At 63.6% G+C, this 21,701-nt stretch carries 22 protein-coding genes; 6 read left to right on the top strand and 16 right to left on the bottom strand.

Annotated features, from left to right (window positions below; genetic code table 11):
* Window positions 1-190: 190 nt before the first annotated feature.
* Genes cofD through M0639_RS10570 form a run of 3 tightly spaced genes read left to right on the top strand, consistent with a single transcriptional unit; the run spans window position 191 to window position 3,131 of the window.
* On the top strand, window positions 191-1,183 hold the full coding sequence (gene cofD, locus M0639_RS10580; protein WP_003940958.1) for a 2-phospho-L-lactate transferase: 993 nt from the start codon (window positions 191-193) through the stop codon (window positions 1,181-1,183).
* Window positions 1,180-2,565: a coenzyme F420-0:L-glutamate ligase gene (locus tag M0639_RS10575; protein WP_003940947.1), complete on the top strand. Its 1,386-nt coding sequence runs from the start codon at window positions 1,180-1,182 to the stop codon at window positions 2,563-2,565. Before cofD ends, M0639_RS10575 begins: the two co-directional genes overlap by 4 nt.
* Window positions 2,566-2,570: 5 nt before the next feature.
* On the top strand, window positions 2,571-3,131 hold the full coding sequence (locus tag M0639_RS10570; protein ID WP_003940680.1) for an NUDIX hydrolase: 561 nt from the start codon (window positions 2,571-2,573) through the stop codon (window positions 3,129-3,131).
* On the opposite strand, the gene M0639_RS10565 is transcribed toward M0639_RS10570, so the two are convergent.
* From M0639_RS10565 to rfbD, 4 genes are read right to left on the bottom strand one after another with little or no spacing between them, the layout of a single operon-like run.
* On the bottom strand, window positions 3,122-3,892 hold the full coding sequence (locus M0639_RS10565) for an SGNH/GDSL hydrolase family protein (RefSeq protein ID WP_003940765.1): 771 nt from the start codon (window positions 3,890-3,892) through the stop codon (window positions 3,122-3,124). The genes M0639_RS10570 and M0639_RS10565 overlap by 10 nt on opposite strands.
* Before the next feature lie 32 nt (window positions 3,893-3,924).
* Window positions 3,925-5,007 carry a mannose-1-phosphate guanylyltransferase gene (gene manB / locus M0639_RS10560; RefSeq protein ID WP_037125580.1) on the bottom strand — a complete coding sequence of 361 codons (1,083 nt, stop codon included), beginning with the start codon at window positions 5,005-5,007 and terminating at the stop codon, window positions 3,925-3,927.
* On the bottom strand, window positions 5,004-5,918 hold the full coding sequence (locus M0639_RS10555) for a glycosyltransferase family 2 protein (protein ID WP_003940999.1): 915 nt from the start codon (window positions 5,916-5,918) through the stop codon (window positions 5,004-5,006). Before M0639_RS10555 ends, manB begins: the two co-directional genes overlap by 4 nt.
* A 43-nt stretch (window positions 5,919-5,961) precedes the next feature.
* Window positions 5,962-6,801 (bottom strand): dTDP-4-dehydrorhamnose reductase, encoded by an 840-nt coding sequence (gene rfbD, locus M0639_RS10550; protein WP_054802243.1) that lies wholly within the window; start codon window positions 6,799-6,801, stop codon window positions 5,962-5,964.
* Window positions 6,802-6,867: 66 nt separating this feature from the next.
* On the opposite strand from rfbD, the gene M0639_RS10545 reads away from it, so the two are divergent.
* Window positions 6,868-8,400, top strand: coding sequence for an LCP family protein (locus M0639_RS10545; protein WP_269454957.1), 1,533 nt, complete (start codon window positions 6,868-6,870; stop codon window positions 8,398-8,400).
* 38 nt (window positions 8,401-8,438) lie between these two features.
* Window positions 8,439-9,152 (top strand): TIGR03089 family protein, encoded by a 714-nt coding sequence (locus M0639_RS10540; RefSeq protein WP_064074938.1) that lies wholly within the window; start codon window positions 8,439-8,441, stop codon window positions 9,150-9,152.
* 3 nt (window positions 9,153-9,155) lie between these two features.
* Here the strand turns inward: M0639_RS10540 and M0639_RS10535 are convergent, their stop codons facing one another.
* From M0639_RS10535 to M0639_RS10505, 7 genes are all read right to left on the bottom strand, one after another.
* Entirely contained in the window at window positions 9,156-11,606 is a 2,451-nt protein-coding gene (locus M0639_RS10535; protein WP_064074937.1) for an ABC transporter permease, read from the bottom strand.
* Entirely contained in the window at window positions 11,603-12,400 is a 798-nt protein-coding gene (locus M0639_RS10530) for an ABC transporter ATP-binding protein (RefSeq protein WP_042450120.1), read from the bottom strand. The genes M0639_RS10535 and M0639_RS10530 overlap by 4 nt, the downstream gene beginning before the upstream one ends.
* A gap of 134 nt (window positions 12,401-12,534) precedes the next feature.
* Window positions 12,535-13,227 carry a response regulator gene (locus M0639_RS10525; protein ID WP_003940960.1) on the bottom strand — a complete coding sequence of 231 codons (693 nt, stop codon included), beginning with the start codon at window positions 13,225-13,227 and terminating at the stop codon, window positions 12,535-12,537.
* Between the two features lie 35 nt (window positions 13,228-13,262).
* Window positions 13,263-14,450: a sensor histidine kinase gene (locus M0639_RS10520; RefSeq protein WP_030535022.1), complete on the bottom strand. Its 1,188-nt coding sequence runs from the start codon at window positions 14,448-14,450 to the stop codon at window positions 13,263-13,265.
* 35 nt (window positions 14,451-14,485) lie between these two features.
* Window positions 14,486-14,863, bottom strand: coding sequence for a hypothetical protein (locus tag M0639_RS10515; protein ID WP_058039082.1), 378 nt, complete (start codon window positions 14,861-14,863; stop codon window positions 14,486-14,488).
* Between the two features lie 7 nt (window positions 14,864-14,870).
* A complete protein-coding gene (gene purE / locus M0639_RS10510) occupies window positions 14,871-15,383 on the bottom strand; it encodes a 5-(carboxyamino)imidazole ribonucleotide mutase (protein WP_039973205.1) in 513 nt (170 codons plus the stop codon).
* A complete protein-coding gene (locus tag M0639_RS10505) occupies window positions 15,367-16,566 on the bottom strand; it encodes a 5-(carboxyamino)imidazole ribonucleotide synthase (protein WP_207623930.1) in 1,200 nt (399 codons plus the stop codon). The genes purE and M0639_RS10505 overlap by 17 nt, the downstream gene beginning before the upstream one ends.
* A 191-nt stretch (window positions 16,567-16,757) precedes the next feature.
* On the opposite strand from M0639_RS10505, the gene M0639_RS10500 reads away from it, so the two are divergent.
* On the top strand, window positions 16,758-17,357 hold the full coding sequence (locus tag M0639_RS10500; RefSeq protein WP_007731156.1) for a GtrA family protein: 600 nt from the start codon (window positions 16,758-16,760) through the stop codon (window positions 17,355-17,357).
* Window positions 17,358-17,383: 26 nt separating this feature from the next.
* On the opposite strand, the gene M0639_RS10495 is transcribed toward M0639_RS10500, so the two are convergent.
* The 5 genes from M0639_RS10495 to M0639_RS10475 form a co-directional block, all read right to left on the bottom strand.
* Window positions 17,384-18,706, bottom strand: coding sequence for a sensor histidine kinase (locus M0639_RS10495; RefSeq protein ID WP_007731154.1), 1,323 nt, complete (start codon window positions 18,704-18,706; stop codon window positions 17,384-17,386).
* Between the two features lie 26 nt (window positions 18,707-18,732).
* Window positions 18,733-19,413 carry a response regulator transcription factor gene (locus M0639_RS10490; RefSeq protein WP_003940916.1) on the bottom strand — a complete coding sequence of 227 codons (681 nt, stop codon included), beginning with the start codon at window positions 19,411-19,413 and terminating at the stop codon, window positions 18,733-18,735.
* A 37-nt stretch (window positions 19,414-19,450) separates the two neighbouring features.
* The gene (locus M0639_RS10485) at window positions 19,451-20,017 is read right to left on the bottom strand and encodes a PH domain-containing protein (protein WP_003941034.1); all 567 of its coding nucleotides are present in this window, start codon (window positions 20,015-20,017) and stop codon (window positions 19,451-19,453) included.
* A 90-nt stretch (window positions 20,018-20,107) separates the two neighbouring features.
* The gene (locus M0639_RS10480) at window positions 20,108-20,683 is read right to left on the bottom strand and encodes an HdeD family acid-resistance protein (RefSeq protein WP_003941007.1); all 576 of its coding nucleotides are present in this window, start codon (window positions 20,681-20,683) and stop codon (window positions 20,108-20,110) included.
* A 118-nt stretch (window positions 20,684-20,801) separates the two neighbouring features.
* Window positions 20,802-21,656, bottom strand: a complete 855-nt coding sequence (locus M0639_RS10475; RefSeq protein WP_003940755.1) for a biotin--[acetyl-CoA-carboxylase] ligase — start codon at window positions 21,654-21,656, stop codon at window positions 20,802-20,804.
* Between the last annotated feature and the right edge of the window lie 45 nt (window positions 21,657-21,701).

Genomic DNA, 21,701 nt, shown 5'->3' with positions numbered 1-21,701 from the left:
GTGTTCGAAACCGGCCCCGCTGCAAGTGAACTCACAAGTAGCGGTTGGAATGACACATTTGAGATTACACACGTCCAGCGTGTCGCGGTCAAGCTAAACGAGATGAATCCATTAGTATTCCGGCCCTCAATTGACGGGACCTTCTGCCCGCCAGACACGACGACGCGCCGACCGCCTAGGCTCTGTTGTCGTGAACGTGACTGTATTGGTTGGCGGCGTCGGCGGGGCCCGTTTCCTTCAAGGTGTTCAAAACGCGCTCGGAATCGCCGGTGGTGAATCCCTCGAGAAATACGAAGGCCCACATCGCATCACGGCCGTCGTCAACGTCGGGGACGACGTGTGGATGCACGGTCTGCGCATCTGCCCCGATCTGGACACTTGTATGTACACACTCGGCGGCGGCATCGACACCGAACGCGGGTGGGGGCACGCCGGCGAAACCTGGAATGCGAAAGAAGAACTCGCCGCGTACGGCGCGAAGCCGGACTGGTTCGGCCTCGGAGATCGCGATATCGCAACGCATTTGATTCGCAGCCAGATGCTCCGCACGGGATATCCGTTGTCCGCGATCACCGAAGCGTTGTGCAATCGCTGGAATCCCGGTGTCGCACTGCTTCCCGTGAGCGACGACCGCAGCGAAACACACGTCGTGATCACCGATCCGGAAGACGGTGAGCAGAAGGCGATTCATTTCCAGGAGTGGTGGGTACGCCATCGGGCACAGGTGGAAACGCACAGCTTCGCTCACGTCGGCGCCGAGCAGGCCAAGCCCGCGCCAGGGGTGGTCGAGGCGATCGACGGTGCCGACATCGTGCTGATCGCACCGTCCAATCCCGTCGTGAGCGTCGGCGCAATCCTCGCGGTGCCCGGCATTCGCGGTGCCCTGCGAACAACCGCGGCCAAGGTTGTCGGCCTCTCCCCCGTCATCGGCGGAAAACCGTTGCGCGGCATGGCTGACGAGTGCCTCGAGGTGATCGGGGTCGAGACGACTTCGGAGGCGATCGGTCGCCACTACGGAGCTCGTTCGATCAACGGCATTCTCGACGGCTGGCTCGTCGACGAAGGTGACACGGCCGACATCGACGGGGTGGACGTGCGAAGCATCCCACTTTTGATGACGTCCCCCGAAGAGACCGCGAAAATGGTTCGCACGGCTTTCGAGATCGCCGGAGTCGAACTGTGACCGAGCCCGGAACCGAAGCAAGCCGCGACAGAAATCACTCTCCCGGTGATCACTCCCCCGGCGCCGCAATCGAAGTCATTCCAGTGCTCGGGCTTCCCGAGTTCCGGCCCGGAGACGACTTGGCCACCGCTGTCGTCGACGCGACGCCGTGGCTCGAGAGCGGCGACGTCGTTGTCGTCACGAGCAAGGTGTTCTCCAAAGTCGAGGGTCGCATCGTTTCCTCACCGACCGATCCGGAAGAGCGCGACGCGGCACGACGCCTCCTGGTGGATCAGGAAGCCGTCCGCGTCGTGGCACGCAAGGGCCGCACTCTGATCACCGAGAACAAACTCGGAATCGTGCAGGCCGCATCGGGCATCGACGGCTCCAACGTCGACGGTGCCGAATTGGCGCTGCTCCCCGTGGATCCGGATGCGAGCGCTGCGGGTCTGCGCGCCCGAATTCTCGAGAGCACGGGCAAGTCCGTCGCCGTCGTCGTCACCGACACGATGGGTCGTGCGTGGCGCAACGGGCAGACCGACGCCGCAATCGGTTCCTCCGGCATTCCGGTCCTGCACGGCTACCTCGGAGCACAGGACAGTCAGGGCAACGATCTGATCGTCACCGAGATCGCGATCGCGGACGAAATCGCCGCTGCGGGCGACTTGGTCAAGGGCAAGCTGGGCGGCGTTCCCGTCGCCGTCGTTCGTGGGCTTCGGTTCGAGGACGACGGTTCGAGTGGCCAGGATCTGATTCGCCGCGGCCCGGACGATCTGTTCTGGCTGGGCACCGAGGAAGCTACGGCGATGGGCCGTGGCCAGGCGCTGCTGTTGCGTCGATCGGTCCGACAGTTCGCAAGTGATCCCGTCGACGCGGAGATCATTCGCAGCTCGATCGCCGAGGCACTCACCGCTCCCGCACCGCACCACACGAGACCGGTTCGATTCGTGTGGCTACGCACGGAGTCGGTCCGCACGGCTCTTCTCGAGCAGATGCGCGAGAAGTGGGCCGCCGATCTTCGCGCCGACGGTCGCAGTGACGAATCCGTCGAGGCCCGGGTTGCCCGCGGAAACATCCTGTTCGACGCCCCCGAGGTCGTCATTCCCTTCTGCGTGCCCGATGGCGCACACAGTTATCCGGATGCCGGACGAACCGCGGCGGAGTCGACGATGTTCACGGTCGCCGCCGGCGCGGCAGTGCAGGGACTGCTGGTCTCGTTGGCTACCCGCGGCGTGGGAAGCTGCTGGATCGGATCGACGATCTTCGCCGCCGATCTCGTACGCGAACAACTCGATCTCCCGGCGGATTGGCAGCCACTCGGTGCCATCGCAATCGGGCACCCCCTCGAACCACTGACTCCGCGCTCTGTCTCCGCCCCCGGGGACGCGTTGGTGGAGCTGTAGGTCCCATGTCAGCCGAATCGCTGCACGCCTCCGCCAAGGGCGTCCTGGAGGGCTGGGAGACGTCCTCCGAAGCGGACGAATCATTGCGGCACACGATGCTCGCGTTCCTCGATTCGGCTCCGGACGGCTGCCTTCGTCGCCACGCACCGGGACACATCACCGCGTCGTCTCTCGTTCTCGACGAGAGTGGCTGCCACGTCTTGCTGACCCTGCATCCCAAGGTGGGCAGGTGGATTCAGCTCGGCGGCCACTGCGAGCCCGACGACGAGACGGTGGTAGATGCGGCATTGCGGGAAGCTCGCGAGGAGTCCGGAATTCACGACGTTCGGATAGACGCGGACCTACTCTCCGCCCACACGCATCCGATCACGTGCTCACTCGGAGTACCGACTCGCCATCTCGATCTACGGTTTCTTGTTGTGGCGCCGGACAATTCACATATCGTCCGCAGCGCAGAGTCCACCGACCTCAGATGGTGGCCGGTGGACGCGCTCCCACCTACAGCGGAACGCGAGACCATCGACCACCTGGTCGCGCTCGCCCGTCAGCGCAAGAATCAGGACTGAATCGGAGAAAGCTGGGGCTGCTTGGCGCTCACGCCGTCGCCCGAAGATGTTCCCTTCACGCGCCGAGCTACCCACGGCACCAAGAACTCTCGCGCCCATTGACGATCCTCGCGACGAGTTTCGGCTTTCGTGAGAACCGGCGCAGGCCCGAGATCGGGCGGGGTCAATCCGTGTTCGACGCCGAGCACGTCGAGCACACGCGTCGCCATGTTCTCGTGCCCGGAGGGCGACATGTGGAGGCGATCCCAGTCCCACATCCGAAGGTCCTGATATTCGGAGAATCGCCAGAAGTCGACGAGGGTCGCGTCGTGGCGGTCGGCCACCTCGCGAACAAGCTCGTTGTAGATCGCCAGACGTCCGCGGAGCTTGCCGAAGAAGGCGGACCATCCGGTGTCGTACGCGGTGAACATCAGAACCCGAGCGCCGGATGCAGTGAGCTGACCGATTGCCGAATCGTAGCGGGCGACCATCGCATCGATGTCGAGCTTCGGACGCATCATGTCGTTTCCGCCGGCGTAGATGGTCACCAGATCGGGCTTCAACGCCAGAGCGGGTTCCAACTGCTCGTCGATGATCGGTCCGAGTAGGCGACCACGAATCGCCAGGTTGGCGTAGCGGAAGTCGGGATTGTTCACCGCCAGCTGCTCGGCCACTCGGTCTGCCCACCCGCGCAGACCGTTGGGGAATCGTTCGTCGGCGTCGCCGACGCCCTCGGTGAACGAGTCACCGAGGGCAACGTAACGGCTCGGAAGAGAAGTCATACCCGCCAGTATTCCAGTAGGTCAGCTAACGATCACACATCTGTGCTGAAGCGCACGCCACCGTCCGGCAGCGTCACCCCCGGCCACACGCGTGCGCCGCGCAACAATTCACACCGCGCACCGATGTCCGCGCCGTCTCCGATGACAGCGTCGCGGACCAGCGCTCGGGGTCCGATACGGACGCCGAATCCGAGGATCGATCGTTCGACCACCGCCCCGGCTTCCACAACGGCGCCGTCGAAGAGAATTGCACCGTCGAGGCGAGCGCCTGCACCAACTTCTGCGCCTCGACCGACAACCGTGCCGCCGATCAGAACAGCGCCCGGCGCGATTCCGGCTCCGGGGTGAACCAGCGACTCGCCGCGCGGACCTTCGAGAGCCGGCGAAGGTGCGATACCTCGCACCAGGTCGGCGGAACCGCGAACGAAGTCCTCGGGGGTTCCCATGTCACGCCAGTACGACGAGTCGACGTGGCCGAACACCCGCTTGCCCTCGGCCAGGAGATTCGGGAACACCTCGCGCTCGACCGATACCGGTCGTCCTTCGGGGATCTGTTCGATGATCTCGCGCTTGAAGACGTAGCAACCGGCGTTGATCTGATCCGTCGGCGGATCCTGAGTCTTCTCCAGGAATGCCGAGACTCGTCCGTCCTCGTCGGTCGGAACGCAACCGAATGCTCGCGGGTCTCCCACACGAACCAGATGCAGGGTCACGTCGGCGTCCGTCTTCTCGTGGGTCTCGAGAATGCCGTTCAGATCGGTGCCACCGAGCACGTCGCCGTTGAACACCATGACGTTGTCACCGCGCAACTTCGGCAGCACGTTGCGGATTCCGCCACCGGTGCCCAGCGGTTCGGTCTCGAAGACGTAGTCGATCTCGAGGCCCATCTTGGAGCCGTCGCCGAAGTAGTCCTCGAATACCTCTGCCTTGAAGGACGTTCCGAGCACGACGTGCTTGATTCCGGCTGCCTCGATGCGGGCGAGCAGGTGCGTCAGGAACGGAAGGCCGGCTGTCGGAAGCATCGGCTTGGGCGCCGACAGCGTCAACGGACGCAGCCGAGTGCCCTTGCCGCCTACCAGGATTACGGCGTCGGTCGGATTCGGATCGGACATCATTTTCCCCCGTGGTTCGAAACTGATGGGTTGTCGGTCGAGTTGTCGGTGCGAGCGCGCTCGCGAACTGCAGAAGCTACGGCGATCTTGGATCGCACCGCGAGGCCACCGCGCAAGGCAAGTCGTAGCGGAGCCTGCCACCAGTGCGGATGGCGATCAGCCTGGAACTGGTACGCACTGCGATGATGGGCAGGCAACATCAGTTCCGGATGACGTCCTGCCGCATGGCCTTTGGCATGGGTGACGACGGCCGAGGGGACGAATACGTTGAGCCACCCGGCTTTTCCGAGGCGGTCACCGAAGTCCACGTCCTCCATGTACATGAAGTAACGAGAGTCGAAACCGGAGATGGTGTCGAAGGCGTCGCGTCGCACCAGCAGGCACGACCCGGAAAGCCACCCCACTGCACGCTCGGTGACGGCCTCGTTCTCCTGACGGTAACGAGCAGTCCACGGGTTCTTCGGCCATACGGTACCGAGCAACGCGTGCCCGACGCCCGAGGTGATGTCGGGCACCGTTCGCGCCGACGGATAGACACTGCCGTCCGGTTCGAGGACCTTCGGCCCCAGTGCACCGGCCCTTGGCCACCGATTTGCCGCAGCCACCAATTCGTCGAGTGAACCGGGTGCCCATTGGACGTCCGGGTTGGAAATCACGACGAATTCGATCGACGAATCGATCTCCGCTACAGCCCGATTTATCGCTCCCCCGTACCCGATGTTTCCGCCGGTTCGAAGCAGACGGACATGCTCGTACTTGGCATCGGCGGCCTCGGGGGCACCATCGGTCGACCCATTGTCGGCCATGATGACCTGGGGTTTTTCTGTCGTCGCCACAGCGAGCGTGCTCAAGAAATTCTCGAGATGCTCGCCTGGCGAGTAGGTCACCGTTACCACGGCCAGCTTGGGACTCACGCCGGTCAGCCTAGCCGTCCGCGGCCACTGTCCCGAACAATGCTCACGCCAGAGCGGCGTGCAGAGCCTCTCGCCACGGACGCAGCGGCGTCATTCCCGCGGTAACCCACGCGCGCTCGGACAAGACCGAATATGCCGGGCGCGGGGCAGGGCGTACGAACTCCGCACTGCTGCACGGGCGCACCCGAGCAGGGTCTGCGCCGATCTCCTCGAAAACAGCTCGCGCCAACTCGTACCAACTTGCTTGCCCGCCGTTCGTCACGTGGAATGTCGACGCACCCGTGAAGTCCAGCAGCGCGAGTTCGACGATGCCGCCGGCCAGATCGACGCTGTACGTGGGTGACCCGATCTGGTCGTCCACGACGTTCACGAATTCGCGTTCGGCTTCGAGCCTTCTCATCGTGGCGACAAAATCCGTGCCGACACCGGAATACACCCACGCGGTTCGGACAACGGCCGCGTCAGCCCCCGACTCTCGAACAGCGATCTCGCCGTCCAGTTTGGTTCGGCCGTAGACCGTCGCGGGACCGGTCGGTGCATCGACGTCGTATGGCGAGCTTGCATCGCCCGGAAAGACGTAGTCCGTCGAAACGTGGATCAACCGCGAACCCGCCCGCGCACAGGCTTGCGCGAGATTCCGCGGTCCGATCTCGTTGACCGCCCTCGCCGCCTCCTGGTCGGTCTCGGCAGCATCGACGGCCGTGTACGCAGCGCAGTTGATCAGCACCGAATCAGGCGAGACGAAGTCGTCGACCGCGCGGCTGTCGGTGATGTCGAGCTCGCGGGAACCGACGGCCGTCACAGTGTGACCCGCCGACGTTGCGAGAGCATCGATACGTGTTCCGAGCTGCCCTCGGGCGCCGGTGAGCAGGATATTCGTCACACGGTTGAGTCTGGCACGCCGCGTCGAGGTACCCGCGGCCGAGCATCGGACCAGTAACCTGAAGGGGTGTCCCACCAGCAACCGCAGCGCCGCGCGCGTCCACGACCTGCGCCGATTCGGACCAAGACGAGCCCGGCTCGCATAGCGGTCGCGGTGCTGTCCGTGCTCGTACTGCTGGTCACCGGGTTCGCGTGGCGGGGTGTGGACTCGTTGAGAAACAGCCTTGCCACTGCCAGCGGACTCGGCCTCGGTGGCGGCAAGGACGGCGCCATCGACATTCTGATGGTGGGAACGGACAGTCGAACGGACGCGCACGGCAACCCGCTCTCACAAAGCGAGCTCGACTCGTTGCGCGCAGGTGAGGAAGTTGCGTCCAATACCGACACCATCATCTTGATCCGCGTCCCCAACGACGGGAGTTCCGCGACCGCGATCTCGATTCCCCGCGACGCGTACGTCAACGTCCCGGGTATCGGTATGTCGAAGATCAACGCCGCGTTCGGTGCCACCAAGGAAACCGAACGGCTGAAGTTGGTCAACAACGGGTCGTCCGACAGCGACGCAGACAAGAAGTCGACGGAAGCCGGCCGGACCGCGCTCATCGGAGCGGTGGCGAATCTGACCGGCATCACCGTCGATCACTACGCCGAAGTCGGACTACTCGGATTCGTCCTGCTGACCAACGCAGTGGGCGGAGTCGACGTGTGCCTCAACGCGCCGGTAGACGAACCGATGTCCGGAGCCAATTTCGCGGCCGGGAAACAGACACTCGACGGTGCCGACGCGCTGAGCTTCGTGCGACAACGACACGATCTTCCTCGCGGCGACCTGGACCGGATCGTTCGCCAGCAGGTGTTCATGGCTTCTCTCGTCAGCAAGGTACTCAGCGCAAAAACCCTCAGTGACCCCGGCAAGCTCAGCCAGCTGACCTCGGCTGTCCAGCGTTCCGTCGTGATCGACGACGACTGGGACATCATCGAATTCGCCAAGCAGTTGCAGAATCTGGCCGGCGGCAAGGTGCAATTCGAGACCATTCCCGTTCTCGACATCAACGGCATGACCGATTACGGCGAGTCCATCGTCAAGGTCGATCCCAAGGCCGTCAAGAAGTACATCGCCGGATTGGTCGGCGCCGACAGCGAGGACTCGGAGGAGACCTCCGAAGCACCGACCACGGTGAATGCGTCCTCGCTCACGGTCGACGTCGCAAACGCCAGTGACATCCCAGGGTTGGCCAGCGGGGTTTCCGAAGCGTTGAGTGCCCTCGGGTACAAGCAGGGTCAGGTCGGCAACAACACCGGCTCCGACGTCACCGAATCGACGGTGTTCGCAAAGTCCGCGGACGACGACGCAGCACTCGCGGTCGCCGAGGCACTCGGCGGTCTTACGGTCAAGGCGGATTCGTCATTGTCCTCGGGCAAGGTTCGGGTTGTCATTGCCGAGGACTACAGCGGCCCGCAGTCCGCGGACGCGGTATCCCCGTCCGAAGGAGCGACAAGCACGACTGAATCGTCGAGCACCACCGAGACCAGCCCCACTCCCGCCCCTCCCGGCCCGCCGATCGACGCGGCCTCCAACGGCCCGCGCTGTGTCAACTGAAAAATTGTGTGAACTGAACGGCTGCGTAAGCTGACGACGTGCCTTCGCCTGTAGACAACCTGACCGACGCCCTCCTCGGACCGATCCTGGCTGCCGACCCGGCCGGCCCTCGCGTGACCTACTACGACGACGCCACCGGCGAGCGCATCGAATTGTCTGCGAGCACTCTGGCCAACTGGGCGGCAAAGACAGCGAATATGGTCCGCGACGAGTTCGCTCTCGCGCCGGGCGGCAAAGTTGCCGTGCTGCTTCCCGCGCACTGGCAGAGCGTCGCCGTCTTGCTGGGTGTGTGGTGGGCAGGCGGTGAGGTGGTCCTCTCCCCTGACGCCGACGCCGAACTGGCTTTCGTCACTGCCGACCGACTGGACGATGTTGCGGACGTACCGGAGGTAGCCGCACTCTCACTCGACGCGTTCGGCAAAGGTTTGAGCGATCTTCCGCTCGGCGTCGCCGACTACGCAACCTCCATCCGTGTGCACGGCGACCAGTTCCGTAGCGCCGGAGCCGGTTCGGCGCTCGAAGGCCGGTCCGTAGCGGACACGATCGACGCGGCACGGGCATCGGCGAAGAACGTCGAATTGGTGTCGACGGATCGTGTCCTCTCCAGTCGCACGTGGGACACGGCAGACGAATTGATCGACGGGCTTCTGGCAGTTCTCGCCGCGGGCGCCTCACTCGTGCAGGTGGCCCACCCGGACGCGGAAGCTACCGCGCGCCGAGTGGGCACCGAGAAGGTCACGAAACAGTTCTGAACGCTAGCTCGCGAGAGCTGTCACCGGTGACACCAGCCCCGCCCGCCTAGCGGGGAGCAGTGACGCGATCACACCGCAGATTCCGCCGATCAACACGATGGCTACCAACTGCACCCACGGCACTGCGCTGAGGGCGACGTCCTCGATCCCGAATACCGATGCGGTACCGGCTACACCGAACACCATCCCGAACAGCACTCCGATCACCGATGCGACTCCTGCCACGAGCAGCGCTTCCCAGATCAACATGGCTCGAATTCCCTTCTTGGTCAGTCCGAGTGCGCGAAGCAGTCCGGATTCGCGGCGCCGTTCGAGAACGGACAGTGCCATGGTGTTTCCGACGCCGATCAAAGCGATCAACACCGCTACCGACAGCAATCCGGCAACCACCATGAGCACGGTGTCGAGGATCGAATCGAGAGCTGAACGCATCTCGGTCATGCCCTGAACATCGCTGCCCGGCGCTTCCTGGCGTGCCAGTTCGGTGATGCGGTCGGTGGCGGCCAAAGCCTGTTCGTCAGTATCCGTCCCCAGCCTTACCCAGTACGAATCGGTGGTCGGCGCGGTGGCCGCTGCACCGAGATCGCCTCGATCCAGTAGTGCTGGTTGACCTTTCACGCCCTCGACCACGCTGACGTTCACGACGCCGCGATCCCCACGCACCGTCGCCGTATCGCCCGCCGAGAGCTTGTATTCGGTCAGGTCAGCGGGCGAGAGCACCAACTGACCGGCCGCAGGTACCGAGATCTCGGTACGCAGAACATCTTTCACCCGAGCAGCGTCGACGCCGAATCCGGCCAACGAACCGCGCCCGTCGATCGTCAGTTCGGCCTTGTCCAGACCGCTCACCGCGCCGACACCGTTGACCGCGGCGATGTCTGTGCCCAACCCTGCGGGAAGCGGTGCCGAACCTGAACTGCTCACCATGACGTCGACGGGGAATTGACTGTCCATCGCCGCGGGTGCGGCTTCCTTGACCGTCGCGATTCCCACGACGAGCGTGCTCGTCAAGGCAACACCGATCAACAATGCGGTGGCCGTCGCCGAGGTGCGGCGTGGGTTCCTACCGGCGTTGCCTGCTGCCAGGCTTCCCACCGGACCGATCAGTCTCGCCAACACTCCGCCGGCCGCATTGATCAGTGCAGGCACGATTCGACCGGACAGTGCCGCGATCCCCAGGAACGAGAACAGTCCACCGGCGGTTGCCGCCGGCACCTGCTGATTCGTCACTCCCAGGACGGTCATCGCGATGCCCGCGAGCAGGGTCACGACGCCGAGAACCCGGCGCACCACCGATACCTGAACGCTCTCGGGCTTGGACTCCATCGGCTGCAGTGCTGCCAGCGGGGAGAGCCTCGTTGCCGCCCGCCCGGGCGCAGATGCAGCGAGCATCGTCATCACGATGCCGACGGCAAGACCGACGAGCACGGTCACCGGGGTGACGCTCAGTGACGAAAGAGGAACCGGCACATCTGCGGCCGTTGCTACGCGACCGATCGCCCAGGCAAGTCCGACACCGAGTCCGACGCCGATCACCGAGGCGATCACGCCGACCGCCGCGGCTTCACTGCGAATGCTCCGGCGAACCTGTTTGGCCGTGGCGCCGACGCATCGCAGCAACGCGAGTTCCTGAGTGCGCGCCGCGAGCAGCACGGCAAATGTATTGGCGATCACCAGCGCGGCAACAACAACGGCGATGGCGCCGAAGGCGAGCAACACCGTGCTGAGGATCTTGGTGCCGCCCATGTATTCGGCTGCGGCGTTGTCTGTGGCTTCGTCGCCGGTCAGCACGGTGGAGTCCGCGGGCAACGCGCTCGAGATCGAATCCACGAGTTCTTGCTGAGAGCGTGAACCGTCACCGGCGACACGGAACTCACGTTCGGCACTGTCACCGGCCCACGCGCTCACCTGCTCGGCGGTGGTGAATATCTTGATCCCGCCCAGTCGTTGCGCCGAACCGGAGAGGTCGACCAGTCCGACTATCTCCGCGGTGGGTGCGGCGGCACCGACCGTCGAATCCCGTGCCGTGACTGTGATTCGGGCACCGATCGGTATCCCGGAGTCCGCGCTCACCAACACCTGCCCCAGACCGGCCGGAATCGATCCCTCCGACACCCTCTCCCAACGCAATTCGGGATTGTCGGCAATCGAGAGCGCATCCCCGTAGGACGCGCCCTTTGCCTCGGAGTCGACACGAACATACGTCGACACGTCGTCGGCCACCGCCGAGACGCCCGGCACCGCGCTCAGCAGAGCTTCCGTCACGCCTGGACCGGACGCGACGACATCTGTGGTTTCGTATTGCGTCGCAAGTGATTTGCTCACACTCGCGTCGACCGTCGAGCTCAAGGTCAAAGTCGCGACGATGTATCCGACGGCGATCACCACCGCGAGTATCGACGCCACATAGCGCCCGGCATGTGCCCGCGCCTGCGCAAAAGCCAGACCTCTCATCGCAGTGCACCCGAAACTGCAGGAACATCGGCCAGGTCGTCGGCACCGAGAGCTCGCATGGCACCGATCACCGAGTCGACGGTGGGATGGTCGATCTCTCCGGCTATACGCCCGTCCGCGATCAACACGACTCGATCCGCGTACGACGCCGCCACCGGATCGTGCGTCACCATGACGACGGTCTGACCGGTCTCCCGGACACTGGTCCGCAAGAGTCCCAGAACCTCTGTCCCGGAACGGGAATCCAGGTTGCCGGTGGGCTCGTCGGCAAAGATCACGTCGGGCTGCGGCAGTAGTGCGCGGGCGACGGCTACGCGTTGCTGCTGACCGCCCGACAATTCGTGCGGCAGGTGATCGAGACGCTGCGACAGGCCCAGCTTGCCGATCACCTCGTCCATCCACTCGGGCGAGGGTTCACTACCTGCCAGCTTCATCGGCAGCAGCATGTTCTCCCGAGCAGTGAGCACCGGTAGCAGGTTGAACGCTTGGAAGACGAATCCGATTCGCTCGCGTCGCAGTTCGGTGAGCTCCGTGTCGCCGAGTTTCGTGACTTCGGTGTCGCCCAGGAAAACCTGCCCACCCGAGACCGTGTCGAGTCCGGCCAGGCAGTGCATGAGCGTCGACTTTCCGGAGCCGGACGGGCCCATGATCGCGGTGAACCGCTCGCGACCGAAGTCCACGTCGACTCCACCGAGCGCGTGAACCGTGGTCTCACCGGTGCCGTACACCTTGGTGACACCGCGGGCAGTGATCGCCGGCACTGCGGCTGGTTCCGTCGTGGTGTGCGCATGCATTTTTTGCCCTCCGTAAAGCTTCTCGCTATGACGGAATCGACGTTATTGCAGCGCAAGTGGTCTCCGCGTCGGAGTGCGGGGCGATCTTGGAGAGCCCGGTGTCATCCCGGGGTAGGACTGGACAGGGCGGCGTGTCAGCCCTCGGTGCCGAGGAGATCTGCGCGCCGGACAAGTCCGATCTGGAAGGCGAAGACGACTGCCTGTACACGATCACGAGAATGAGTCTTCGAAAGAACCCGTCCGACATGGGTTTTCACTGTCGTCTCGGAGACGTGGAATTTCGCAGCGATCTCCGAATTCGACAGCCCGTACGCCATGGCTTCGAGCACCTCGACCTCGCGCGGCGTCAACTCTTCGGGCAACTGCGCTTCGGGCGCCGAGCCTTCCAGGAGCGGTCCGACGTGCTGAAGCAGTCGCCGAGTGGCCCGGGCTTCGATCACCGCGTCCCCGCGGTGCACGGTGCGGATGGCGTCGAGCAACTGCTCCGGTGGCACGTCCTTGAGCAGGAAACCACTGGCGCCCGCCCGGATAGCCGACATCACGTACTCGTCGTTGTCGAAGGTGGTGAGCACCACGACCTTCGGCGCATCGGGGTCGGCCAGGAGCCGACGAGTCGCCTCGATGCCGTCCATCTTCGGCATCTGGACATCCATCAGAACGACGTCGACATGACGGGCGGCCAACTCGGTCAACGCCTGCTGACCGTCCGAAGCCTCGACAACCACCGACAGATCCGGCTGTGAGTCGATGACCATTCGAAAACCTGCGCGGACCAGCTGCTGATCGTCGATCAGTGCCACTGCGATCGGAGCCACGTGTTCGTCCATGCCACTCACCTTAAGACCTTCGGACGTTTCAAGACCTACCCAGACGTTCGTTCGTACGGCAAGACGGCCCGGACGCTGTATCCGCCGCCTGATTTCGGTCCGGCGGTCACTTTGCCTCCGTGCAGCTTGGCTCGCTCGGCCATTCCGATCAGTCCCTGTCCGCCTGGTGACGATTCGACCAGCGCGGCGCTGCCGCCTCGTCCGTCGTCGGTGATACCGAGAACGAGTTCGGTTTCAGCCCAAGTCATCTCGACGCTCGCCTGTGCTCCAGGCCCCGCATGTTTGAGAACGTTCGTCAGCGATTCCTGCACGATGCGATACGCCGTCAACCCCGCACCCGCAGAGAGTTCGCGTGGTTCCCCGGTCACGCTGACGGCGATGTCGAGTCCGCTGCTGCGTAACTCGTGGAAGAGACTGTCGATGTCGCCGGCGCCCGGGATCACCGAGAAATCACGGGGCGTGTCCTCACGCAGGACGGACAGCAGCGATCGCATGTCGGTCAACGCTTGGCGGCCGGTGGAGGCAATTGTTTCGAGTGCCTGAATTGCAGCCTGAGGATCCTTGGCCGCGCTGTAGCGTCCACCGTCGGCCTGAGCGATGACAACGGTCAACGAATGCGCGACGATGTCGTGCATCTCGCGCGCAATCCTCGAGCGTTCGCTGATCGTCGCGATTTCCGCTTCCTGCGCACGCTCGAGTTCGAGCAACCGTGCGCGCTCGGTCAGACCTTCCAATTGTTTGGTACGAACTCGACGCAAATCACCGAACGCCCAGACCGCGAGCATGAAGATCATGACGGCCACGGACTGCATGACCTGCGAGGACACCGGGATTCCGTCGTAGCCGAAGTATCGAACAGTCCCGGCAATCGAGCCGAGCAACGCGAGCACCAGCCCGGTGAGTGAACTCCACCGAGCACCATAGGCGGCCAGCGCGTACAGGGAGATGGGGACGACAACGGCCGATGCGAGCAGTGTGTTGCCGATGAAAATCACGTGTAGAACTGCGAACCCTGCGATCACCATGCCGGAGAGTTCGGGGCGCGAGCGTCGCCACGCCAACGGAACGGTCATACCCAGCGAGATGAACACCGCCAGCGGACTCGCCTCGACCGCAACGACAACGCTGAACAGTGCGGCAACCGTCGCAATGCAGATGTCCACACCGCGAGCATGTTCCGCGCTCCAGCGGACGAAGCGTTCACTAGTCGGAAAACGAGCCATGCCGCCAAGAGTAGCTTTTACTGACGAGCTTTCACTCAGGTGCGGTAACCGCCGTCTTCGAGACCGGCCTCGATTTCGAAGCGGTTGCGCGGCCCGCGATGACGCAGTTCCTCACGCAGGTACAACAACCCGAATATGATTCCGTACCTGGCCCATTGGTCTGCATGAACGGCCTCGTGACGAAGGACGGATCGAGTCGTGTTCCGCCGCGTGAGATATACACCACCGAGAGTTGTTCCGCCTCTGGCGAACCCGCAGCGCAGTCCGGAGGCGACAAAGATTCCGAACTCGTCGTCGAAGCGGATGTCCGCGCCGAGAATCCTGGCGTACAGCAGGGCGACGCGGGTGACGAACGCGGACTGCGCGCTGCCCCGACTCGCTCGGATCAGCGGCAGCCCGCGTCGTGCACACACGAGAAGATCAGCCCAGCAGTTTTTCGCGGAGCGCCTTGTCCTTGTCGAGCACCATCGACTCGAGGCTCTCCTGGAACGCCACCATCCGCTGCTGCAGTGCGGGATCCGAAGCACCGAGAATCCGAGCAGCCAGCAGACCGGCGTTGCGAGCGCCGCCGATCGACACTGTCGCCACCGGGACGCCGGCCGGCATCTGGACGATCGAAAGCAGCGAATCCATACCGTCGAGGTACTTGAGCGGCACCGGAACACCGATGACGGGCAACGGCGTGGCCGAGGCAACCATGCCCGGAAGATGCGCGGCGCCACCGGCACCGGCGATGATGACCTTGATTCCGCGGCCGGAAGCTTCCTTGGCGTAGTCGAGCATCCGCTGAGGCGTGCGGTGCGCCGAGACGACACCGACCTCGAAGCGGATACCGAACTCGGCCAAAGCTTCGGCTGCAGCTTCCATGGTCGGCCAATCCGAATCGCTGCCCATGATCAGGCCGACCTGCGCGCTCTCACTCACCGTGTACATCCCATCCGTCGGTCCAAACTGCGTACGAAAGCCAATGTGCTGCGCGCTCGGCGCGTTCCCGAACTGCGGCAACGTAATTCGGATCGTCGATGGATCCGGCGACGCCCACGATGTTGACGTGTCCGATCTTGCGATCCTTGCGCTCACCCTTGCCGTACAGGTGGATCTTCGCGTCAGGCATCCGCGCGAACAGGTGATGGACGCGCTCGTCCATCGTCATCTCGGGAGCTTCCGGCGCACCGAGAACGTTGGCCATCACGGTGACCGGCGCGATCGGCGACGTATCTCCGAGCGGGTAGTCGAGAACCGCGCGCAGGTGCTGCTCGAACTGAGAGGTGCGGGCGCCGTCCATCGTCCAGTGACCGGAGTTGTGCGGGCGCATCGCCAACTCGTTGACCACGAGAGTGCCGTCGGTCGTCTCGAACAGTTCGACGGCCATGGAGCCGACCACACCGAGCTCCGACGCGATGCGCAGCGCCAACTGTTCAGCTTCCTCGGCAACGGCACTCGAAAGCTCGGGGGCAGGTGCGATCACGACGGCACACTGGCCGTTGCGCTGAACCGTTTCCACGACCGGCCACGTAGCGCCCTGTCCGAACGGCGACCGCGCCACCATGGCGGACAGCTCCCGACGCATCGAGACCATTTCCTCGACGATCAGCGGAACACCCTTGTTCAGCTGCTCGGTGACGATGGCTTCTGCTTCGTCCTGATCGTCGGTGATCCAGACGCCGCGGCCGTCGTAGCCTCCGCGTGTTGCCTTGATGACGAGCGGCCAACCGTGTTCGGAGCCGAAACGCACGACGTCTTCCGCCCACGTCACTTCGGCGTACGCGGGTACGGGTGCGCCCAGTTCGGCAAGTTTGCGACGCATGAGCAGTTTGTCCTGAGCGAAGATCAGAGCCTGCGGCGGCGGCTGAACGTTCACGCCTTCGGCAACAAGAACCTCGAGGTGCTCGGTCGGCACGTGCTCGTGGTCGAAGGTCAGTGCATTGGAACCGACCGCTGCACGGCGGAGAGCATCGAGGTCGGTGTGGCTGCCGAGCACGACGTCGGGGCTGACCTGAGCTGCCGGCTCGTCCGAAGTCCCGGAGAGCACTCGGAGCGTCTGGCCCAGGGCCACCGCCGCCTGGTGAGTCATCCTGGCCAACTGTCCGCCACCGATCATGGTGACGACGGGCATGGATGCTTTTGCCGGTCGAGGGGTGGTCGGGCGGGCGGGGATCTGCGCGGGATCGTTGTTGCCGGTCACGGCTCTCTATGTTGTCATGTGCCGCGTTCGCCCGTTCATTCAGCGTTCCCAATCTGTGATTCTGCTGATGAATCCGCGGCAAATTGGTGGTAACGCGGTTTCGTTTCGTAAACTCATCTGTTGTGCCATTTGTCGACGGGGTCATTGCCCGCATACCCCAACCGTTTCGTGACATCGCTCTGCGTCACAGCGAGCTGATCAAATTCGCGATCGTCGGCGGAACGACCTTCCTCATCGACTCGGGCATCTTCTACACACTCAAGCTGTCGATCCTCGAATCCAAGCCGATCACGGCCAAGATCATCGCCGGCGTCGTCGCGGTGATCGCGTCGTACATTCTCAACCGCGAGTGGTCGTTCAAGAACCGTGGTGGCCGTGAACCAGCGCACGAAGCTGCGCTGTTCTTCATCATCAGCGCTATCGGTGTCGTCATCAGCTTCATCCCGCTGTACATCTCCAGTTACGTCTTCAACCTGCGCGTACCCGAAGTCAGCCTGGCGACGGAGAACATCGCCGACTTCATCAGTGCATATGTCATCGGCAACCTGCTGCAGATGGCGTTCCGATTCTGGGCCTTCCGCAAGTTCGTGTTTCCCGACGAGAATCCGGAACCGCTCGAGCTGTCCGACACCACAGGATTGTCCGAAACCACAGCGTTATCCGAAACCACGGCGCCTGACCCGGTAATTCCTGATGCCGAAGAGGAGCTCGGGCACTCCTGAGTTTTCCGTCTGCGCCGACCTTTCGGTCAGCGCGGTTCGCGGTGCGGAACGACGTCCGCGGTCGGCGCCGTGTTGGCCACCGGCAGGAAGACGGCGAACAAGGCAGGCTTACGCCTCTGCAGTTCCAGGCGGCCCCCGTCGGCTTCGATCAGTGCACGTGCGAGCGCCAACCCGACGCCGGTGGACCCCGCCCCCGAAAATCCTCTGTCGAAGATGTGCGGCGCCAGATCGTTCTCCACACCGGAGCCTTCGTCGGTGACCTCGACGCACACCATCGAGTCACGGCGAGACGAACTGCGACCCGTACCGTCGATCAATCGCACCGACACCGTGCACGTGCCTTCACCGTGTTCGAACGAATTGTCGACCAGAACGGAAACAGCTTCACGCAGACGCGAACCTGTGGTCGCAGCCATCACCGTGCGATCGCCGCGTAGGCGCAGCCTGCGTCCCTCTCCGTCGAACTGAGCCTGCCAGTCGCGAGTCACCTGTTCCAGCTCGCCGACTACCGACACCAGACTCGCCGATGACCCACTGGTGCGCGACGAGCGAATCAGGTCGTCGATTCCGTCGGTGAGCCTGTCCACTTGCGCCATGGCTTCCTCGGCCTCGTTCACGACGTCAGGATCTTCGTGAACGGACAACTCGTCCAGGCGCAGCCGCACTGCAGTCAGTCGACTGCGCAGTTGATGCGAGACGTCCGCAACCAGCGCGCGCTCTCGTTGCAGCCGCACCGAAATCTCCACGGTTGCCGCATCGAGGACGTCGGACACGCGGTCGAGTTCGGGGATGTCGTGCCGACGAGGATCCGGCCGGAAGTCGCCTTCGGCGAGGCGCGCCGCCCGGTCGGCCACATCCTGCAGCGGATCGGCAAGCCGACGCGCAGTGACCACAGCAACCACGGTGCCTGCCGTGATGGACAGAAGCACGAGCACGCCGACAGCCATCACCGCCTGTTTCTGCTGGGTGCGCAGGTTCTCCGACGGCACCTCGAGGCGCAACGAGCCGGACGTTCCCATCGCGAGCGATTCGACGAGTGCGTTCTTGACCGTCGCCTCACCGACGTCGACGCGTGCAGCGCCGTCGACGACGGTCGGATACACGACGACGAGGCGCCCGTCGTTCGGGGTGAGAACCTTGAGCGAATCTGTGTTCAACGCACCTTCGACGAGTCCGTTCGTCCCCTCTTGCGCGATGACCTCAGCGGCCATCCGGTCGAGGCGCACCCGGAGATCACTTCGCGTCACGTCCTCCACCCAGAGCCACGCCGTGTAGATCAGCGGAACCCCCAGCAGCAACGCCGTCATGATCACGACAGCGAGAATCGACTGCAATATGCGACGCCGCATGCCGGCAGTTCCTGATTCTCGAGAAGTTAGTCGGTGTTGATTCGGAAACCGACACCGCGGACGGTGGCAATCCTGCGTTCCACGGCGGGGCCCTCGTCGCCGATCTTGCGGCGCAGCCACGACATGTGCATGTCGAGCGTCTTCGATCCACGAAGCTCGACGTCGCCCCACACCTCACGAAGGATCGTATCGCGCGAGACCACTTCCCCGGCGTGCTCGAGGAGGACCCGCAGAAGCTCGTATTCCTTGTTGGCCAAGGCGATTTCGGAGCCGTTGACGAGTACGCGTCGTGCCGCGGGCTCGAGCCTGATGCCACCGACCTCGACGATCGTGTCCTCGCGGCCACCGTGGCGACGCAGGAGTGCTCGCACACGTGCCATCAACTCGGCGAGACGAAACGGCTTGCTGACGTAGTCGTCGGCGCCCGCGTCCAACCCGACCACGAAGTCGACTTCGTCGGTCCTGGCGGTCAACATCAGCACGGCGAGCGAGGTGCGATGCGCACGAATCTGTCGGCAGACCTCGAGGCCGTCCATGCCCGGAAGGCCGAGATCGAGAATCAACAGGTCGAAATCACCTTCGAGCGCCTGCTGCAACGCAGCGGGTCCGGTCGGTTCGACCGTCACCGAATACCCTTCACGCCCCAAGGCGCGGGAAAGGGGTGCAGCAATGGCCTCGTCGTCTTCGGCTAGCAATACGGCAGTCACACGAACAGACTACGGACAACACGCCTTTGCACGTTGATTACCAGCCATTTCGATCGTTCGGGTCGTCGTTTTCACCTGACGGCCACTGCGGTGCCTGCGATGGTGGCTGCTGCATGGAATCGAAAACCTGGTGATACAGCAGGGCGTGAACGTGCTCGACGTCAGGAATGTCGTCGAACTCGAGCGGATCGTCACTGGCAGATGCGATGACCAGAGTTCCGGTCTTGAGCATTCGATCGATCAGGCCGTGACGGAACTGAACATTGCTGATCCGTCCCATGGGAATGTCGATACCCGTGTGCGTGAGCACTCCGTGGCGGATGAGCACTCGCCGATCGGTGACGATGAAATGCGTGAACTTCCAGACCGTGAACGGCGCAACCGATCGCCAGGCCACGACACCGAGCCAGATGATTCCGACGGCAATGGACGACACGGTGCGAGCCGTGCCGTCCAATCTCGTCTGTGCGAGGCCCAACAAGAAACCGGCGACGGCCGTCGCAAGTACGAACGTCAGCGCCGGAAGCACCAACATCTTCCAATGAGGATGGCGATGCAGTATCAGTTCCTCGTCCTGAGCGAGGGCGTCTTCGGGATATCCCATGACGGGAAGTCTGCCACCCCGCACCGACTTTCAGACATACCGACTTTCAGGCACACCGACTTTCAGGCACACCCGCCTTCAGGGCAACGCTCAGGGCTGCGCGATCTTTCGCAGCACCAACGGGGTCACGACGATGATGATGCCGTACAGCACCATCCACACGCCGACCACGATGCGGAAGACGTCGAGCGAGAGTTCGGGCTGCAGAAGGACGATTGCACCCGCGACGATGCTGATGACTCCGAGCACGATCGACAGACCGCGATCGACGGTGTGCCCGGACGCCGCGTCGACCAGATCGAGAACGCCACGGAATACCCACCAGGCACCGATCACCAACGCGATCAGAACCACCGTCTGCAAAGGGCTACGGAGAACCAAGAATCCGAGGAGCACTGCCAACGCGCCGGAGATCGCGACGAGCGTGCGAGTTCCACCCGAAGCCGTCACGTCCGCGAACGAACGGATGATCTGAACGATTCCGAATCCGAACAGCTGGATCGCAATGACAACCGCGACCACGAACAGGGTGGCATCCGGCCACGCGAGTACCGCGATACCCAGGCCCAATGTGAGGACACCGAGCAGCACCGTCACGCCGGTGAGTACGCGGCGAGCGCTCTCGGCCGTCTCGGCTTCGGTCGGAACAACGATCGGTGTGGTCATGACGCCCCTAGGCAGCTCGGTAAATCCCGCAGTTGAGTGAAATGAAGGACGGACGGTTGGTTCGAAAACCGGTCCGGGCCAAAAATTAGCACTTTGGTGCCAGAAAATCCGGCAACGTTCACGATTCGGTGACCGGGGCGGCGCGAAGGTGCGTGATATCACCTGCTGCGACCGCAAAGGTCTCCCCATCTGTTCCCTCGATTTCGATGACGACGCGTCCGGAAGTGTCGACGTCGGTCGCGATACCGAACACCTCCTTGTCGCCCGGCAAAACCGCGCGGACTCGTTTGCCCAGCGTCCCGCAGCGCTGCCGGTATTCGGCAGCCAACACAGATGTATCCCATTTCGACGATTCCCAAGCACGGAATTGCGTCGCCAATTCACGGGCGATTGCGCGAACGAGAGTGTCGCGGTCGACAGTCGATGCTTCTTCGATCAGCAGTGACGTAGCGGTCGGGACGGGCAGCTCCTCGACGCCGAGGCTCACGTTCAGCCCGATCCCCACCACCACCGCGGGATCGGGCGCCGTCCTCGCCACCTCGGCCAGAATGCCGGCGACCTTCTTGTCACCGATGAGAACGTCGTTCGGCCACTTGAGTTCTGCGGGCACTTCGGCCACGTTGCGCAGCGCGTCGACGACCGCGATTCCCGACAGTAGCGGGAGCCAACCCATGTCCGCGAGATTCATTCCGGGCATCGACAGCAGAACCGACATCGAGATCTGCGCTTGCGGCGGACTCACCCACGTGCGCGAATGACGGCCACGGGCACTCGCCTGATATTCGGCGATCAGAACGTGACGGTCGGCATCCGGATCTGCCGCTCGCGCAAGGAGATCCGCGTTCGTCGAACCGGTCTCCTCGACAACGTCGAGGCGGTTCCAGAAAACGCGCGCGTCGTCGTTGTCACTGCGCACGAGTGCGCGTCGTAGGGCATTGCCGTCGAGGGGCGGTCGGTTCAAGTCGGTCCACATAGCCCCAGCCTATGACGACGGCGAGAATGTACTGGTCAGTAGCTT

Origin of the sequence: Rhodococcus qingshengii JCM 15477, from assembly GCF_023221595.1 — a bacterium.
GTDB lineage: Bacteria > Actinomycetota > Actinomycetes > Mycobacteriales > Mycobacteriaceae > Rhodococcus_F > Rhodococcus_F qingshengii.
The sequence above is the reverse complement of the archived record's forward strand: the minus strand, read 5'-3'. Positions and strand labels throughout refer to the sequence as shown.

What these genes read in the sequence shown, in the direction of transcription:
- M0639_RS10570 (WP_003940680.1), top strand. Translation starts at nt 2,571, where the DNA reads ATGTCAGCCGAATCGCTGCACGCCTCCGCCAAGGGCGTCCTGGAGGGC.
- M0639_RS10565 (WP_003940765.1), bottom strand. Translation starts at nt 3,892, where the DNA reads ATGACTTCTCTTCCGAGCCGTTACGTTGCCCTCGGTGACTCGTTCACC.
- manB (WP_037125580.1), bottom strand. Translation starts at nt 5,007, where the DNA reads ATGATGTCCGATCCGAATCCGACCGACGCCGTAATCCTGGTAGGCGGC.
- M0639_RS10535 (WP_064074937.1), bottom strand. Translation starts at nt 11,606, where the DNA reads ATGAGAGGTCTGGCTTTTGCGCAGGCGCGGGCACATGCCGGGCGCTAT.
- M0639_RS10530 (WP_042450120.1), bottom strand. Translation starts at nt 12,400, where the DNA reads ATGCATGCGCACACCACGACGGAACCAGCCGCAGTGCCGGCGATCACT.
- M0639_RS10525 (WP_003940960.1), bottom strand. Translation starts at nt 13,227, where the DNA reads ATGGACGAACACGTGGCTCCGATCGCAGTGGCACTGATCGACGATCAG.
- M0639_RS10520 (WP_030535022.1), bottom strand. Translation starts at nt 14,450, where the DNA reads ATGGCTCGTTTTCCGACTAGTGAACGCTTCGTCCGCTGGAGCGCGGAA.
- purE (WP_039973205.1), bottom strand. Translation starts at nt 15,383, where the DNA reads ATGTACACGGTGAGTGAGAGCGCGCAGGTCGGCCTGATCATGGGCAGC.
- M0639_RS10505 (WP_207623930.1), bottom strand. Translation starts at nt 16,566, where the DNA reads ATGCCCGTCGTCACCATGATCGGTGGCGGACAGTTGGCCAGGATGACT.
- M0639_RS10495 (WP_007731154.1), bottom strand. Translation starts at nt 18,706, where the DNA reads ATGCGGCGTCGCATATTGCAGTCGATTCTCGCTGTCGTGATCATGACG.
- M0639_RS10485 (WP_003941034.1), bottom strand. Translation starts at nt 20,017, where the DNA reads ATGGGATATCCCGAAGACGCCCTCGCTCAGGACGAGGAACTGATACTG.
- M0639_RS10480 (WP_003941007.1), bottom strand. Translation starts at nt 20,683, where the DNA reads ATGACCACACCGATCGTTGTTCCGACCGAAGCCGAGACGGCCGAGAGC.
- M0639_RS10475 (WP_003940755.1), bottom strand. Translation starts at nt 21,656, where the DNA reads ATGTGGACCGACTTGAACCGACCGCCCCTCGACGGCAATGCCCTACGA.